The organism is Salinimicrobium sp. 3283s (assembly GCF_039602225.1).
Lineage (GTDB): Bacteria > Bacteroidota > Bacteroidia > Flavobacteriales > Flavobacteriaceae > Salinimicrobium > Salinimicrobium profundisediminis.
Map to the genome: position 1 here is coordinate 188,919 of NZ_CP143631.1, position 15,404 is coordinate 204,322.

Genomic DNA, 15,404 nt, shown 5'->3' on the forward strand with positions numbered 1-15,404 from the left:
TAAGCCGAAATATTTACCTGTCAAAAATGGCATTTTTGAAACCTCTTCTTTTTTAGGATTATTAGTATCTTGAAGACCGAACAAAAAAAATGATAATTGAAAATGATCCCCACTAAGAAAATAAGTCTTGGATTAATAACAGCCGCGATTATAACGGCTTGTGGCCCGGGTAGTTCTACTGCTCCTGCCACTCCCACCAATTCTGATGAAACAGTACAAAAAACTACTATGAAAAACGATCTTTTACAAGAGTGGACCGGCCCTTATGGCGGGGTGCCCCGTTTTGATGAAATGAAGCTGGAAGATCTCAAACCTGCACTGGAACAGGGAATGGCTTCCCACCTGCAGGAAGTGCTTATGATCTCTGCAAATCCTGCCCCACCAACCTTTGAAAATACCATTTTGGCCATGCAGCAATCGGGTGAAGCCCTGGACCGGGCCTTTACCTACTACGGAATTTGGAGCAGCAATATGTCTTCACCTGAATTCAGGGAAATTCAGCAGGAACTGGCACCCAAGATCTCTGAATACTCTTCAAAAATATCACAAAATAAAGAGCTTTTTGAGAGAATAAAAGCAGTGTATGAGCAGTCGCAGGTAGATCCTCTCCCAGCTCAACAGCAACGTGCGGTACAACTTATGTACGAAGATTTTGCTATGGAAGGCGCAGATCTTAACGAAGCCGACAAAGAGAGATATGCTCAAATCAACAAAGAACTTTCGCGTCTTTACACGCAGTTTAGCAACAATGTTTTAGCCGAAGAAGAAAACTACGTGGTTTATCTTGAAGAAGATCAGCTAAGCGGCCTGCCCGAATCTTTTGTCAAAGCAGCGGCCAAAGCAGCAACCGATCGTGGTGAAGAAGGTAAATATGCCGTACTTAACACCCGCTCTTCTATGGATCCTTTCCTCACCTATTCTGATGAAAGAGAGCTTAGAAAGAAGGTGTGGGACAATTACTATTCCCGTGGTGACAACAATGACGAATATGACAACAAGCAAATTATCAAGGAAATCCTGAAGTTACGCGATGAGCGTGTAGAACTGCTCGGTTTTGAAAATTATGCCCAATGGAGATTGCAAGACCGCATGGCAAAAACTCCCGAAAGAGCCATGGAGCTTATGGAGGCAGTTTGGCCGGCAGCCCTGGCCCGTGTAGAAGAAGAAGTTGCCGATATGCAGGCAGTGGCCGAAGCTGAAGGAAAAGATATTGTAATTGCCCCGTGGGATTATCGTTATTACGCCGAAAAGGTGAGGCAGGAAAAATACGATCTCGAATCGGATGAAGTAAAGCAATACCTCCAGCTCGATAAATTGACAGAAGCGCTCTTCTTTACAGCCGATAGGGTATTCAATTATAAATTCACCCCTGTACCAAAAGGTACCGTTCCTGTGTTTCATGAAGACGTAAAGGTGTGGGAAGTGACCAATAAAGATACCGGCAAACATATTGGCCTCTGGTATCTTGATCCATACGCGCGAAAAGGGAAAAGATCTGGTGCATGGGCTTCTCAATACCGCAGCCATGCCGAAATGGAAGGAAAGGAAGAAACTGTTCTTGCCTCCAACAACTCGAATTTTGTAAAACCTGCGCCGGGAGAACCTTCGCTCATTTCGTGGGATGATGCTACCACTTTTTTCCACGAGTTTGGTCATGCCCTGCATTTCTTTTCTTCCGAAGTAAAATATCCTATTTTAAACAGCGGAGTGAGAGATTATACCGAATTCCAGTCTCAACTGCTGGAAAGATGGTTGTCTACCGATGAAGTGATCAATCGCTTTTTGGTGCATCACGAGACAGGAGAACCTATCCCGCAGGAACTGGTGGAAAAGATCAAAAAAGCTTCCACTTTTAATCAGGGATTTGCAACAACCGAATTCCTTGCTTCTGCTTTGATGGATATGAAGTTGCACACCACAGATCCTTCAGAAATTGATATGGATACTTTTGAAAAAGAGACGCTCGATGAACTCAATATGCCTTCTGAAATTGTAATGAGGCACCGTACGCCCCATTTTGGGCACGTATTCTCGGGCGAAGGTTATGCTACCGGTTATTACGGCTACCTGTGGGCTGATGTCTTAACTTCGGATGCTGCGGAAGCTTTTAGAGAAGCCCCGGGCGGATTCTATGATGAAAATGTAGCTGCAAAACTGGTGAAGTATTTATTCGCACCACGTAATGCAATGGATCCGGCTGAAGCTTACCAACTCTTTAGAGGAAGAGATGCAAATATTGATGCACTAATGAGAGACAGGGGCTTCCCTGTTCCTTCAGCTAAAGAATAGCAACAGGATTTTTCCTAAAAACAAAATAGGCCGGAAATGATTCCGGCCTATTTTATTATAGCAATTCGCTAAAATGATCTTTGAGTGCTTTTTGAGCCGCGTGAAAGCCGCACATACCGTGAACGCCACCACCAGGAGGCGTAGATGAAGAACAAATGTACACCCGTGGATCTGGGGTAGCATAAGGTGATATTTTGGCCACAGGCCTCGTGAATAGCTGTGTTATATCCTGTCGTCCTCCATTGATATCCCCTCCCACGAGATTAGGATCAAACTGTTCGAGGGCCACAGTGTTCATGGCCGATCTTTCGAGGATACTATCTTTAAAACCCGGGGCAGCACGTTCAATTTGATTTTCTATGATCTCTGTATAATCTGTGGTATCGCCGTTGGGAACGTGAATATACGCCCAGGCCGTGTGCTTACCTTCGGGCGCACGCGTGGAGTCAAAAGGGGTATGCTGGGCAACAAGCACATAAGGAGTATCGGTCATTTTTTTATCGTGAATACCTTCTTCAGACGCTTCAATTTCCTTCTGAGAAAATCCCAGATGTATAGTTGCGGCTTTTCGGCATTTTTCACTGGTAAAAGGAATAGGTTCACTTAGCGCCCAGTCCATTTTGAAAACACCGGCACCATATTTATAAGCCTCCAGCCGCTTGCGGTAAAGAGAATTAAAATTAAGACCCTTGATCTTCAGCAGCTGTTTTGGGGTAAGATCAAAGAGATAAGAATACGCATTGGGCAGGTCGCGAATATCGTTCACCAACTGGTCACAGTAGATCTCACCGCCCAGAGATTTATAGTGCTGTACTAGGGCATCAAAGAAATTCCCAGCTCCTCCTTTTGGAAAAGGCCAGTTATATTTATGCGCACTGGTGGTGAGCACCAGCCCAAAAGAAGCAGAGATCAAAGTGTTTAGAGGAAGTGTGGAATGAGCGGCCGAGCCGTAAAAAAACATCTTCGTTTTCTCATTTTTGAAGTATTTGTCTGCAATCATTTTTGCTGAAGGCAGGGCTTTGAGTCCGAACTTCATAAATTGCAAAGGATGATCGGGAATGCCCAGTGGCCCCAACAGGTCTTCATTGAGCTTATCCCAATTCTCCAACAAAGGATTGATAAGGTTCAGATAGGCATCCTGATCTTCTCCCAGCTGCGCAGCCGTGGCTTGAATCTCCTTGTAGCAGGCATAAGCTGTACCATCATCAAAAGGATGTGCATAGGCAACTTCGGGAAAGACCCACTCCAGGCCATACTGCTGCAGGGGCAGATTCCGGAAGAAAGGAGAGGCCAGCCCCAGGGGCATAATAGCCGAACCTACATCATGCTTAAAACCCGGCAGGGTCAACTCCTTTGTTTTAGTAGCACCACCGGGTACCGCTGCCTGCTCAAAAATGGCAGTTTTTAATCCTTTTTGCTGTAATCTTATGGCTGCAGCTATGCCATTGCTTCCGCACCCAATAATTATGGCATCATATTTATTAGACATTATGGTAAATCTTTTTCCAGGTCGAGGCTGTTGAGATATTCTTCAAAGGTGATTTCACCATTTTTCTCTCCAACCATATCATGAGTGGTTACAAATTTGAAATAGTGTAGCTTGGCCGAAATATCATCATCTACCATTTCGGGAAGAAACATGCCCCATTCAGCGATCTCTTCGGGGACAGGAATCACCTTTCCTCCCACTTTTTCGGCAACCATATCGGCCATTTCCCTGCGGGTATGGATCAAAGGCCCTCCTACTTCTTTTAATTCGGGCCCTTCATGTAAGTACTGCACCACAACTTTAGCCAAATCTTTTTGATGAATACTGTTGGTTTTAGCATCACCGTCACCTACAATGGGAATGACTTTTCTTTTGGCCATTATAGCAAGATCGTGAAGACCCGAATAAAACCCTACCGGTCTTATAATGGTATGATCAAGACCTGAAGCTTCGAGCGCATCTTCAAACATCTTGTGAGATTTGGCCACTTCATATTCCAGCGCTTTTTCGGCACCTTTAATAGAAACATAAATAAATCGTTTGACACCGTTCTTCAAAGCATCATCAAGAATATTGGAATTAGCATAAAAATCGTTCTCCACGAATGATTTGCCCCGGTTGGTAAATAAACTAACACTTTTCCCCAGGGTAGAAATCACGATAGAAACATCTTTTGTAATGTCTCTTATAACTTCATTACCTTCACTGGCATCGGCTTTCCAAATATCATTCGTATAAGGAGAGACCTCTTCGGCCCCATCTTCAGAATGTACCAATGCTCTTACATCTTTCCCCTGTTGGTGCAGTAATTTAAGGACTTCAAGCCCCAGGGCTCCGGAAGCTCCGGCTAATAGAATTTTCTCCTCCATGACTATAAGCTTTCTTCCTGAAATTACAGGAAATAATCTGAAGAAGATCCGGAATTTAAAGGATTAACAAAAAATTAGAGCGTTACCATGCTCGCTTTCTCCCGCTCCATTTCTGTTTGGCAAAATACTTTTAGCTGTTCTTTTGCTTTAATAAGTGTTAGTTTCTTGCGATGTACACAGGTCACCCGAGAGGGTTTTTCGGCAATGATCAATTTAGAAAGTGTGGCTTTTTCTGAAGAATTCAACAAATCGAGATGAGGCTTCATCAATTTGTAGATTGTAATAGCATCCATAATTGATTTTTTTCTAGCAACTGCTAATAGGTTGTCCCTAAAGATAATAAAAATCAGGAACATGAGGAAGCACACCCTACAGAGATGCTTTTAAAGAAATAAGAAAAAGACTAATGATCAGGAAAATCAGGCACAGAAAACATAACCCTCAAAAGAAGGACTTTTTACATAATTGTAAATTTTCTATTATCCTGCAATTTCCAAAATGACTAAAACTATGGCGAAAATGGCGATCAAAAAGATCATTCCAAGTACAATAGCAATTATCACCTTTTGGGTAGTAGAAAACTCGACGGTGTAATTATTCCAGATGTTTGTTAGTGCGCTCATAGGTAACGGAGTTTTATAATTCCAAATACAACCTACACATAACTTACTGTGCTTCTTAAATTTACAACAAAAAATCTGCTTTAACAACTAAACTTTCAAAAGACGCCAGGTTTAAATATCAGGGATAATTCTAAATCTTTTCCAGGTGCTGTTTTTGAGCTTAAAAGGAATTATTAAAGTTTTAGCATAAAATAGGATCTACCTGCCGTATTTTTGTAGCACATGAATCAAAAAAGGAAATATACCGAAGGAGGGATCTTTACGTCCCTTTTCCACCTCGCCGTTCCTATAATCCTGGCAAACATACTCCAAACTGCTTATCAGCTAATCGATACTTTTTGGCTGGGTAGACTGGGTGCAAATGCTGTTGCTGCAGTAAGCATCAGTTTCCCCCTGTTATTCCTGGTGTTGTCTCTGGGCTCGGGCTTAACTTTGGCCGGAACCGTGCTGGTCTCCCAATACTATGGTGCCGAAGATCAAAAAAGAGTAGATTTTAATTCATCGCAGACCATTTCCCTAATCTTTTTTATATCTCTATTTCTTTCGGTATTGAGCTATTTTGCAGCTGCGCCGCTCATGAAGCTCATAGGTGCAGGGCCCGAAATCCTGGAAGATTCAGTGAATTACTTTCAGGTCTCTTCCATTGGATTTGTGTTTCTCTTTATGTTCTTCTCCTTCCAGTCGCTCATGCGCGGGATAGGAAATGTGATGATGCCCGTTTATATCGTACTGTTCACCGTATTCCTGAACCTTATCCTGGACCCTCTTTTTATCTATGGATACGGTCCCATACCCGGATATGGGGTAGCCGGGGCGGCAGTTGCAAGTATTATTACTCAGGCACTTTCAGCAGTCATTGGCCTGTGGATCCTTTTTAGAGGCAGGAGCGGAATCAGGATTCATTTTAACCAGATGAGACCTCATATTTCTACCTTAAAACGAATTGTGAATCTTGGAATTCCTGCCAGTATAGAACAATCTACCAGGGCACTCGGGATGACCTTTATGGTCATACTTGTAACGGGCTTTGGAAGTGAAGTGGTGGCAGCCTACGGGATTGGCGCCCGAATTTTAAGCTTTATCATTATCCCGGCACTGGGGCTCGCCATTGCCACCACCTCTCTTGTAGGACAAAACATTGGGGCCATAAAAATTAAACGGGCAGAGCAGGTTGCAAACTTAAGTAGCAAAATCGCCTTTTTTGGCCTAACAGGCATGGGAGTTCTCATGTACTTCTTTGCTGTTCCCATCACAGCTTTCTTTATTCCAAATGACCCTGAAGTAATTAATGATGCCGCATATTTCATAAAGATTATGGCACCCAGCTTCGGACTTTTAGGCGTACAGCAGGTTTTAAACGGGGTTTTTAATGGTGCAGGATTCACCAAAGCCTCAATGCTCATTTCAATCCTCAATCTCTGGATCATCAGGTTTCCTGTGGCTTTTATGCTTTCGCACAAAACCAACCTTAGCTACGAAGGGATCTGGTGGGCGTTTCCAATTTCGAACCTCATTGCTGCCCTTGCCGCTTTTATTTACTTTAAACGGGGTTACTGGAAACTGAGACTGTATAAGAAGAGAAATTAACAGCAGCCCCGATTCACAAGAGCTTAACAATTATATTTTTTTGCTGTTAAAAGTCTTTTGGTTCCGTTCCAAAAATGAGAATTTAGAGTTATAATCAACTTAAAATCAGCAAACATGGCACAGTCAGATTCTAAGACCACAAAAGATCATAACACCATTAAAAACTGGACCGAAGAAAGAGACGGAAAACCTGCAGTGGTAGAAAGTGCAACCAACAGTAGTGAAGGCGGGGGTTTACTCCGCATCAATTTCCCCGGTTATGCAGAAGATAATCTCAAAAATATCTCGTGGGAAGAGTTCTTCAGGATATTCGACGAAAATGATTTACAATTCCTTTACCAGGAAAAAACCAAAGATGGTGGAGAAAGTAAGTTTTTCAAATTCGTGAGCGACAATTAATAAAAAACTCTGGAAAAGGTCAAAGAGAAAAACCTATTCAGAATTGGATAATTCAGGAACTCAGAAAACCATTTTTTTCTACTGAAGAGAACTTCTGAAGACTTTTACTTCTTAATATAGCACCAATAAGCTAAATTTGATTTTCAATTTTCCTGCTAAGGAATAAGTTACATTTCATGTACAAAATAAAGAACGATCAATTAAGCATAGGTGTACGAAAAACCGGTGCTGAACTCTGCAGCCTGAAAAAGACCGGAAGTGAACTTGAATATCTCTGGCAGGGAACACCCGAAATTTGGGGCGGGCAGGCCCCAAACCTTTTTCCTGTTGTTGGAGGTCTAAAAGAAGATACCTACTTCTTTGAAGGCAACAAATATTCTTTGCCAAGGCATGGCTTTCTTAGGCACAACAAAAATTTCAGACTTAAAGAACAGCATGAAAAGCAGCTGGTTTTTGAGCTAAGCTATTCCGAAGAAACCCTGAAAGTATATCCGTTCAAATTTACTTTCGAAATAAGTTTTACCCTCAAAAAAAATAATGTATGTGTTTCTCATCGGGTTCTTAATCTTGATTTGAAGCCGCTCTACTTTTCCCTTGGCGGGCATCCTGCTTTTAATGTCCCGCTCTATGAGGATGAATCTCTGGAAGATTATTTTCTTGAGTTTGATAGGGATATGGACCTCCACAGTTACACCCTGACACAAACAGGTTTAATCAAAGAGCAGACGGTTGAAGTGCTCAAAAATGATAAAAAGATCCAGCTCCATAAAAACCTTTTTGACCGGGACGCTCTCATTTTTAAAGATATCCCCTCAAAAAGAATCAGCTTAAAAAATAAGTCCGGCAAAAATATTCTTACTGTTGAATATGAAGATTTCAGGCATCTGGGAATATGGTCAAAACCGGCAGCTCCTTTTGTTTGTCTTGAACCATGGCTGGGCTATGCCGATGTTGAAAATACTAATCAGGATCTAAAAACGAAAGAAGGCATTAACGAATTAATGCCTTCTCAGGAATTTAAAGCTTCTTATTCTATTCAAATAGAATAAAAGGACAAATTATTTAATTAGCTTCTGGTCTTCTTTTTGGCGGCTTTGGCAGCACGCTTTTCTTTCAGGCTTAGAACGGGTTCTTTCTTAGCTGAATTCTTTGAAGGTGATTTTTCTTTAGGCATCTTTTTGCATATTTAATTTAGTATAAATGTAGTGAAAGAGATGAATCGAAATCAAGCAATTAAAACTTTTTTAATCAGCAGCATATAAAAAAAAGATCTCCCAAAAATGGCATTTTTGAGAGATCTTTTTGAATGTATATTAAGCTGAATCTAAGAATGAATCGGCCTGTTATCGGTGGCTGCAAGGGCAGCTTCTTTAACGGCTTCAGCATATGTGGGGTGAGCGTGGCTCATCCTTGAAATATCTTCGGCCGAGGCACGAAACTCCATGGCAGTCACAGCTTCAGCAATAAGATCGGCTACCCGGGCACCTATCATGTGCACGCCAAGTACCTCATCTGTAGTTGCGTCGGAAAGTATCTTCACCATTCCGTCGATATCTCCGCTGGCTCTTGATCTTCCAAGGGCGCGCATAGGGAATTTTCCTTCCTTATATTTTACGCCTTCTTCTTTTAGTTGTTCTTCGGTCTTACCAACGGCGGCAACTTCAGGCCATGTATAAACCACACCCGGAATTAAGTTGTAATCGATGTGCGGCTTTTGTCCGGCGATAACTTCAGCAACAAGAGTTCCTTCTTCCGAAGCTTTGTGCGCCAGCATTGGGCCTTTGATCACATCGCCTATGGCATAAATGTTCTTTGCTGAAGTTTGTAGCCGGGCATTCACCTCTACCCTTCCGCGGTCGTCAATTTTCACTCCCGCAGCTTCAGCATTAAGTCCTTCGGTATAAGGTTTACGGCCTACAGAAACCAGGCAGTAATCCCCTTTAAATTCTACTTCTTTATCTTTTTTATCCTTGGCTTTAACCACGACTTCATCCCCATTACGCTCTACAGAATTCACCTGGTGCGAAACATAGAACTTCATTCCCTGCTTTTTAAGGCTCCTGGTTAATTCTTTGGCAAGGGCAGCATCCATTGTAGGAATAATACTGTCCATATACTCCACCACCGAAACTTTTGCACCAAGCCTCATATATACCTGCCCAAGTTCCAGACCTATCACTCCGCCACCAATCACTATAAGGTGTTCGGGGATTTCTTTAAGTTCAAGAGCTTCAGTAGAAGTGATGATCTTCTCTTTGTCAAGCTTTATAAATGGAAGGTTGGCAGGCTTTGAACCTGTTGCAATAATGCTGTTTTTTGCTTCAAGAACTTCAGTTTCGCCATCAGATTTTTTGATGTTGATATGAGTTTCATCTTTAAAAGACCCCACACCTTCAAAAACGTCGATATTGTTCTTGTTCATAAGAAACTTTATCCCGTCTACCGTTTGGTTCACCACAGAACGTTTTCTCTCGATCATTTTTTCCAGGTTCACTTTTACTTCCCCAGGAATTTCAATCCCGTGCTCTTCAAAATGCTTCACGGCATCATCGTAGTGATGTGAAGAATCGAGTAGCGCCTTGCTGGGAATACATCCCACGTTTAAACAGGTGCCTCCAAGACTGGAATACTTTTCTATAAGTGCGGTTTTCATCCCCAATTGCGCGCAACGAATGGCAGCGACATATCCTCCCGGGCCTGAACCTATAACAGCAACATCATATTTGCTCATAAGTAAGTTTTTTGTTGAGTTTTTACAAGAATAACAAAAGTACGACTATTAATGACAAATGAAAAGACCGGATTGTTTTGGGAGATATGAGATATTAGATTTGAGATAAGGAAAATTTGGCTCCACAACCTTGAACCTTGAACTTTGAACGTTGAACCTTAAGCTTTGAGCCTTAAACACTTAATTCGGTGGTATTTTTAACGGGACTTATAACAAAAGTACTTTGGGTACTGCCAATGTGTTGCAGCGTGGTGAGCTTGTTAAGCATAAACTCCCGGTAAGCCTCCATATCCTTCACCATTACCTTCAGAATATAATCATATTCGCCGCTCACGTGAAAAACCTCAAGCACCTCGGGCAGTTTGGTAACCTGGCTTTCAAAGCCGGTAACATTTCCTTTGGTATGCTGCACCAGTTTGATGTGGCAAAAAGCCGTAAAAGAACGCTCCACTTTTTCGGGTTTTACAAGGGCTACATACTTTGAAATTACCCCGGCGCGTTCCAGTTTTCTTATTCGTTCATAAACAGCAGTTACTGAAAGCCCCAGTTTTCCGGCAAGTTCTTTATTGGTCTTTTTTGAGTTCTCCTGCAGTAAAGCCAGCAGTTTTTTATCGATGGGATCGCTAATCATTCCGTAAATTTTTCCTGAAATAATGTATTTAAACAAATATATCTGAAATATTATCTAAAAATGCCATTTTTGGCAGATAAATATTCTGTGCAGGAGCATCATCATTGATTTTATTTCTGAAATTTCTTTTCTTTGAATAGAATAAAAATATAAACATCATGAAATTCAAACCGGCAGATAAGATACAGGACCTACAGTACTTTGGAGAATTTGGAGGGGTAAACCCCAGCATTTCCGATTCTTCTACTTACACCTTCCTTTCAGCAAAGACTATGTTTGACACCTTTGAAGGCAATGCCGAAGGTTGTTATTTATACTCCCGGCACTCCTCGCCTTCCAATTTATATTTGGGTGAAGCACTTGCAGCGATGGAAGGTACCGAGGCTGCAAACGTCGCAGCTAGTGGAATGGGCGCTATCACCCCGGTTTTACTGCAACTGTGCCAGGCAGGAGATCACATCATTTCCAGCCGCACCATTTACGGGGGGACTTATGCCTTTCTTAAAAACTTTGCTCCAAGGCTGAACATCACTACTTCTTTTGTTGATATCACCAATTTAGAAAAGGTAGAAGCTGCAATAACCAAAGACACTAAGGTAATTTATTGTGAAGCCGTAAGTAACCCTTTACTGGAAGTAGCCGATCTTAAAGGTCTTTCAGAAATAGCAAAAAAACACGGACTTAAATTCGTGGTAGACAACACTTTTTCGCCACTGGCCATCTCCCCTGCAACTATGGGTGCCGATGTGGTGATTCACAGCCTTACAAAATTCATTAACGGCTCCAGTGATACTGTTGGGGGCGTGGTTTGCGGAACCCAGGAATTTATCAACGAACTTAGAAGTGTGAACGATGGTGCCAGTATGCTGCTGGGCCCAACGATGGATTCTATGCGGGCTGCTTCTATTCTAAAGAACCTGCGTACCCTGCACATCAGGATGAAACAACACAGTCACAATGCCCTTTTCCTTGCCGAAAAATTTGAGCAGGACGGCCTTAGGACTGTATATCCCGGTCTAAAAAGCCATCCGGGGCATGAGATGTACAAAAGCATGATGAATAAGGAGTACGGTTACGGCGGAATGTTGGTTGTAGATGCCGGTTCCCTTGATAAAGCCAATGCCCTTATGGAAATGATGCAGGAAAAAAACCTGGGCTACCTTGCAGTAAGCCTCGGGTTCTACAAAACCCTGTTTAGTGCCCCCGGAACCTCAACTTCTTCGGAAATTCCTGAAGAAGAGCAAAAAGAAATGGGACTTTCTGACGGAATTATAAGATTCTCTATTGGTCTTGACAATGATGTGGAGCGCACTTACAGGATGATGAGGGAATGCATGGAAAAAGTGGGTATCCTGAAACCTTCGGAAGCAGCAACAAACTAAATAGCGCTTTAGAATACTTCCGAAGTAAATATCTTAGGAAATAATATTTCTATATAAGGTTCCAAAAATGCCATTTTTGGAACCTTACATTTTATCAACAATTAGACTTAAAGCGAGTTTGAATCTTTATATTTGTGAGGTTTTGCCGGTGAGACAGGTGACCGCACATACGGTGACCCTCATCATATAATGACCGACATTTTTGTCACATTTTTGTTTTAAATAAATATTCATGATAGAGATTAACAGGTACATAGATCACACTATTCTCAAAGCAACAGCTACCAGTGAGGATATTGTGGAGCTATGTAAAGAAGCTAAAGAGTACAATTTTTTCTCGGTTTGCGTGAACAGCGGTTTTGTGCCTCTTGCTAAAAAAGAACTTGAAGGAACTGATGTAAAAGTTTGTACCGTGGTAGGTTTTCCTTTGGGAGCTATGTCTACTGCCGCCAAAGTATTTGAGACCCAACAAGCTCTCAAAGATGGCGCTGAAGAGGTTGACATGGTGATCAATATTGGGGAACTGAAGTCTAAAAACTTTAAACAAGTAGAAGAAGAAATTGCCGAAATTAAAAAGACCGTAGGCGATAAAGTTCTCAAAGTAATTATTGAGACTTGTTACCTCACTCCCCAGGAAATTGTTTTGGCCAGCGAAATTGCTGTAAAAGCAAAAGCCGATTTTGTAAAAACCTCTACCGGATTTGGCAATGACGGCGCCCGACTCGAAAATATTGAGTTAATGAAAAAAGCTGTTGAAGGAAAGGCAAAATTAAAAGCATCGGGAGGTATAAAGAACCTTGATACCGCTTTGTCTTTCATTGAAGCAGGAGTAGAAAGAATAGGAACTTCTTCGGGAATATCAATTGTAAAGGAATTAAAAAAATGAGCATACACATTGGCGCCAAAAAAGGCGATATAGCAGAAACAGTTTTATTACCAGGAGATCCATTAAGAGCAAAATGGATTGCAGAAACTTATCTTGAAGACGTAAATTGCTACAACCAGGTACGAAACATGTTTGGGTACACAGGTACTTATAAAGGACGAAAGATTTCGGTTCAGGGAACCGGGATGGGTGTACCTTCAATTTCCATTTATGCGCACGAATTGATCAATGAATTTGGTGTAAAAAACCTCATTAGGGTTGGTAGCGCCGGGTCTTATCAAAAAAGTGTGAAGCTTCGCGATATCGTTATTGCTATGGCGGCTTCATCAACTTCAGGGATCAACCAGTACAGGTTTCAGGGAGCCGATTTTGCACCTACGGCAAGTTTCAGTCTTTTTCAGCAGGCAATTGAAAAGGCTAAAGAGAAGAATATTGAGGTAAAGGCTGGAAATGTACTTACCAGCGATGAATTCTATGCTGATGAATTTGAATCTTATCAAATGTGGTCTAATTTTGGGGTGCTTTGTGTAGAAATGGAATCATCGGGCTTGTATACTATTGCAGCTAAACACGGGGTAAATGCCCTTTCTCTTCTTACCATATCTGATTCTTTGGTGACCAAGGAAAAAACCACTACCGAAGAACGCGAAAGCACTTTTAAAGGAATGGTGGAAATTGCACTTGAACTCGGATAGAATAACTCATATAACTATACAGAAGCGGAAATTTCAGAATGAAGTTTCCGCTTTTTTATTTTAACAGCAGATTGTTCAGGAGCTATACAAATTGACTTTTTCTGTTCAAAAGGGTATTTTCATAACCAAGTATTGAAATCTCACCTTTTGACTTTTAACGAAAAATCGTAACATTACGCATTCAAAAATTTACACCCCCTTAAATGGAAGACGAAAAATTCATCAAAGACACAAAAGTTCTTGAAAATCGTGAGTTGAATATTTGGGAAGCCTTGTTTCCTGTATTTGCCTTAGTTGGAATGCTGGCGTACAACGTTTTTGTTTATGGAGACGACTCCCTTAGCGGTTCCAACCAGTTCATCCTTCTATTGGGAGCAGCGGTTGCAGCAATAGTTGGAATGTTCAACAAGGTGAAATTCGACACCATGATTGAGGAGGTGGCCAATAATATTAAATCTACCACCGGTGCAATCCTTATCCTGCTTATGGTAGGCTCTTTGGCAGGTACATGGCTCATTAGCGGAATTATCCCCACGATGATCTACTACGGCTTGCAAATACTCAATCCTACAATTTTCCTGGCAGCAACCGTGGTCATTTGTTCGGTGATCTCTGTGGCCACCGGAAGTAGCTGGACCACTTCGGCGACTGTAGGGATTGCCCTTATTGGAATTGCCGAAGCTTTGGGGATTTCTGTAGGAATGACTGCCGGCGCGATACTTTCGGGTGCATATTTTGGAGATAAGATGTCGCCCCTTAGTGATACCACTAATCTCGCCCCTGCCATGGCCGGGACAGATCTATTTACTCACATACGATACATGACCCTCACGACGGTACCCACCATCGCGATCACTATTATTGTTTTCATAATTCTTGGATTCACAGTAGAACCATCGGGAACTGCAGATACAAGCGCCATTCTGGCGTCTATAGACAGCGCGTTTAATATCAGCCCCTGGCTGTTTGCAGTACCTGTACTGGTGATCGTACTCATCGTCATGAAAACGTCTCCCCTCATCGCCCTGCTTCTTGGGACGCTGCTGGGTGCTGCTGCAGCATTGATCTTTCAGCCAGAGGTGGTAACTGCAGTATCTGGTTATGAGCACCTTTCGTTTGAAGCGGCTTATGTGGGACTCATGAATTCAATAACCATAGACACTTCAATCACTACAGATAACGCCCAACTCAACGATCTTTTCTCTTCGGGAGGAATGTATGGAATGCTGGGAACCATCTGGCTTATCATCTGCGCCATGGTCTTTGGTGGGATCATGGATGCCATTGGCGCTCTTGCTACTATTAGTAAAGCCCTTCTTAACCTGTTCCACACTACTTTCGGGCTTTTTGCCAGCACCGTCTTTAGCTGTATTACGCTTAACGCCACAGCATCTGACCAGTATTTGGCTATTGTGGTACCGGGAAAAATGTTTGCCAAAGCTTACCGCGATAAAGGCCTGGCACCAGAGAACCTTAGTCGGTCGTTAGAAGATTCGGGTACCGTTACCTCTGTACTTATTCCGTGGAATACCTGTGGCGCCTATCACAGCGGGGTGCTTGGAGTGCCGGTAGCTTCTTACTTTGTTTATGCTATTTTTAACTACCTGAGCCCATTCATGACCTTATTCTATGCAGCTTTCAACATTAAAATACGACAGCTCGCAGACAAAGCAACAGCTCAATAACAATAAGTTATACAACAAGAATATTTGCATTAGAAAAACCTATAACAAAATAAAAAATAAAGATTTGCGGCCTTAGTAAGGCCGCTCTTTGTTTTTATCTTTGCACTCGAATTAAATCAATAATAAAAACTTAAAATA

General features: G+C 42.0%; 14 protein-coding genes. 8 read left to right on the top strand and 6 right to left on the bottom strand.

Going from position 1 to position 15,404, the window contains the following annotated elements; translation table 11 throughout:
* Positions 1-102 precede the first annotated feature (102 nt).
* A complete protein-coding gene (locus VS868_RS00855) occupies positions 103-2,289 on the top strand; it encodes a M3 family metallopeptidase (protein ID WP_345598882.1) in 2,187 nt (728 codons plus the stop codon).
* 55 nt (positions 2,290-2,344) lie between these two features.
* Here VS868_RS00855 and VS868_RS00860 read toward each other — a convergent pair whose 3' ends face one another.
* From VS868_RS00860 to VS868_RS00875, 4 genes are all read right to left on the bottom strand, one after another.
* A complete protein-coding gene (locus tag VS868_RS00860) occupies positions 2,345-3,778 on the bottom strand; it encodes an NAD(P)/FAD-dependent oxidoreductase (RefSeq protein WP_345598883.1) in 1,434 nt (477 codons plus the stop codon).
* The gene (locus VS868_RS00865) at positions 3,778-4,647 is read right to left on the bottom strand and encodes an NAD(P)H-binding protein (RefSeq protein ID WP_345598884.1); all 870 of its coding nucleotides are present in this window, start codon (positions 4,645-4,647) and stop codon (positions 3,778-3,780) included. Before VS868_RS00865 ends, VS868_RS00860 begins: the two co-directional genes overlap by 1 nt.
* Positions 4,648-4,721: 74 nt before the next feature.
* Positions 4,722-4,940, bottom strand: coding sequence for a hypothetical protein (locus VS868_RS00870; RefSeq protein WP_345598885.1), 219 nt, complete (start codon positions 4,938-4,940; stop codon positions 4,722-4,724).
* Positions 4,941-5,126: 186 nt separating this feature from the next.
* Positions 5,127-5,270 carry a hypothetical protein gene (locus VS868_RS00875; protein WP_266068989.1) on the bottom strand — a complete coding sequence of 48 codons (144 nt, stop codon included), beginning with the start codon at positions 5,268-5,270 and terminating at the stop codon, positions 5,127-5,129.
* Between the two features lie 222 nt (positions 5,271-5,492).
* On the opposite strand from VS868_RS00875, the gene VS868_RS00880 reads away from it, so the two are divergent.
* From VS868_RS00880 to VS868_RS00890, 3 genes are all read left to right on the top strand, one after another.
* A complete protein-coding gene (locus VS868_RS00880) occupies positions 5,493-6,857 on the top strand; it encodes an MATE family efflux transporter (protein ID WP_345598886.1) in 1,365 nt (454 codons plus the stop codon).
* 114 nt (positions 6,858-6,971) lie between these two features.
* Positions 6,972-7,256, top strand: a complete 285-nt coding sequence (locus VS868_RS00885) for a hypothetical protein (protein ID WP_266068991.1) — start codon at positions 6,972-6,974, stop codon at positions 7,254-7,256.
* 176 nt (positions 7,257-7,432) lie between these two features.
* Positions 7,433-8,305, top strand: coding sequence for an aldose 1-epimerase family protein (locus VS868_RS00890; RefSeq protein ID WP_345598887.1), 873 nt, complete (start codon positions 7,433-7,435; stop codon positions 8,303-8,305).
* Positions 8,306-8,580: 275 nt separating this feature from the next.
* Here VS868_RS00890 and lpdA read toward each other — a convergent pair whose 3' ends face one another.
* Both lpdA and VS868_RS00900 read right to left on the bottom strand, forming a co-directional pair.
* Positions 8,581-9,987, bottom strand: coding sequence for a dihydrolipoyl dehydrogenase (lpdA, locus tag VS868_RS00895; protein WP_345598888.1), 1,407 nt, complete (start codon positions 9,985-9,987; stop codon positions 8,581-8,583).
* A 172-nt stretch (positions 9,988-10,159) separates the two neighbouring features.
* On the bottom strand, positions 10,160-10,618 hold the full coding sequence (locus VS868_RS00900; RefSeq protein ID WP_345598889.1) for an Lrp/AsnC family transcriptional regulator: 459 nt from the start codon (positions 10,616-10,618) through the stop codon (positions 10,160-10,162).
* Positions 10,619-10,776: 158 nt separating this feature from the next.
* On the opposite strand from VS868_RS00900, the gene VS868_RS00905 reads away from it, so the two are divergent.
* From VS868_RS00905 to nhaC, 4 genes are all read left to right on the top strand, one after another.
* Complete coding sequence (locus VS868_RS00905) at positions 10,777-12,000, top strand: aminotransferase class V-fold PLP-dependent enzyme (protein ID WP_266068995.1); 1,224 nt, start codon at positions 10,777-10,779, stop codon at positions 11,998-12,000.
* 235 nt (positions 12,001-12,235) lie between these two features.
* Positions 12,236-12,886 carry a deoxyribose-phosphate aldolase gene (gene deoC / locus VS868_RS00910; protein WP_345599859.1) on the top strand — a complete coding sequence of 217 codons (651 nt, stop codon included), beginning with the start codon at positions 12,236-12,238 and terminating at the stop codon, positions 12,884-12,886.
* Positions 12,883-13,581: a purine-nucleoside phosphorylase gene (deoD, locus tag VS868_RS00915; RefSeq protein WP_266068996.1), complete on the top strand. Its 699-nt coding sequence runs from the start codon at positions 12,883-12,885 to the stop codon at positions 13,579-13,581. Before deoC ends, deoD begins: the two co-directional genes overlap by 4 nt.
* A 203-nt stretch (positions 13,582-13,784) precedes the next feature.
* Positions 13,785-15,266, top strand: coding sequence for a Na+/H+ antiporter NhaC (gene nhaC / locus VS868_RS00920; RefSeq protein WP_266068997.1), 1,482 nt, complete (start codon positions 13,785-13,787; stop codon positions 15,264-15,266).
* Positions 15,267-15,404: the final 138 nt, after the last annotated feature.

Bases quoted from the DNA above. Each gene is read 5' to 3' on its own strand.
- deoD (WP_266068996.1), top strand. From the start codon at position 12,883: ATGAGCATACACATTGGCGCCAAAAAAGGCGATATAGCAGAAACAGTT.
- VS868_RS00860 (WP_345598883.1), bottom strand. From the start codon at position 3,778: ATGTCTAATAAATATGATGCCATAATTATTGGGTGCGGAAGCAATGGC.
- VS868_RS00865 (WP_345598884.1), bottom strand. From the start codon at position 4,647: ATGGAGGAGAAAATTCTATTAGCCGGAGCTTCCGGAGCCCTGGGGCTT.
- VS868_RS00905 (WP_266068995.1), top strand. From the start codon at position 10,777: ATGAAATTCAAACCGGCAGATAAGATACAGGACCTACAGTACTTTGGA.
- VS868_RS00875 (WP_266068989.1), bottom strand. From the start codon at position 5,270: ATGAGCGCACTAACAAACATCTGGAATAATTACACCGTCGAGTTTTCT.
- lpdA (WP_345598888.1), bottom strand. From the start codon at position 9,987: ATGAGCAAATATGATGTTGCTGTTATAGGTTCAGGCCCGGGAGGATAT.
- VS868_RS00870 (WP_345598885.1), bottom strand. From the start codon at position 4,940: ATGGATGCTATTACAATCTACAAATTGATGAAGCCTCATCTCGATTTG.
- VS868_RS00900 (WP_345598889.1), bottom strand. From the start codon at position 10,618: ATGATTAGCGATCCCATCGATAAAAAACTGCTGGCTTTACTGCAGGAG.
- nhaC (WP_266068997.1), top strand. From the start codon at position 13,785: ATGGAAGACGAAAAATTCATCAAAGACACAAAAGTTCTTGAAAATCGT.
- VS868_RS00880 (WP_345598886.1), top strand. From the start codon at position 5,493: ATGAATCAAAAAAGGAAATATACCGAAGGAGGGATCTTTACGTCCCTT.
- VS868_RS00855 (WP_345598882.1), top strand. From the start codon at position 103: ATGATCCCCACTAAGAAAATAAGTCTTGGATTAATAACAGCCGCGATT.
- VS868_RS00885 (WP_266068991.1), top strand. From the start codon at position 6,972: ATGGCACAGTCAGATTCTAAGACCACAAAAGATCATAACACCATTAAA.
- VS868_RS00890 (WP_345598887.1), top strand. From the start codon at position 7,433: ATGTACAAAATAAAGAACGATCAATTAAGCATAGGTGTACGAAAAACC.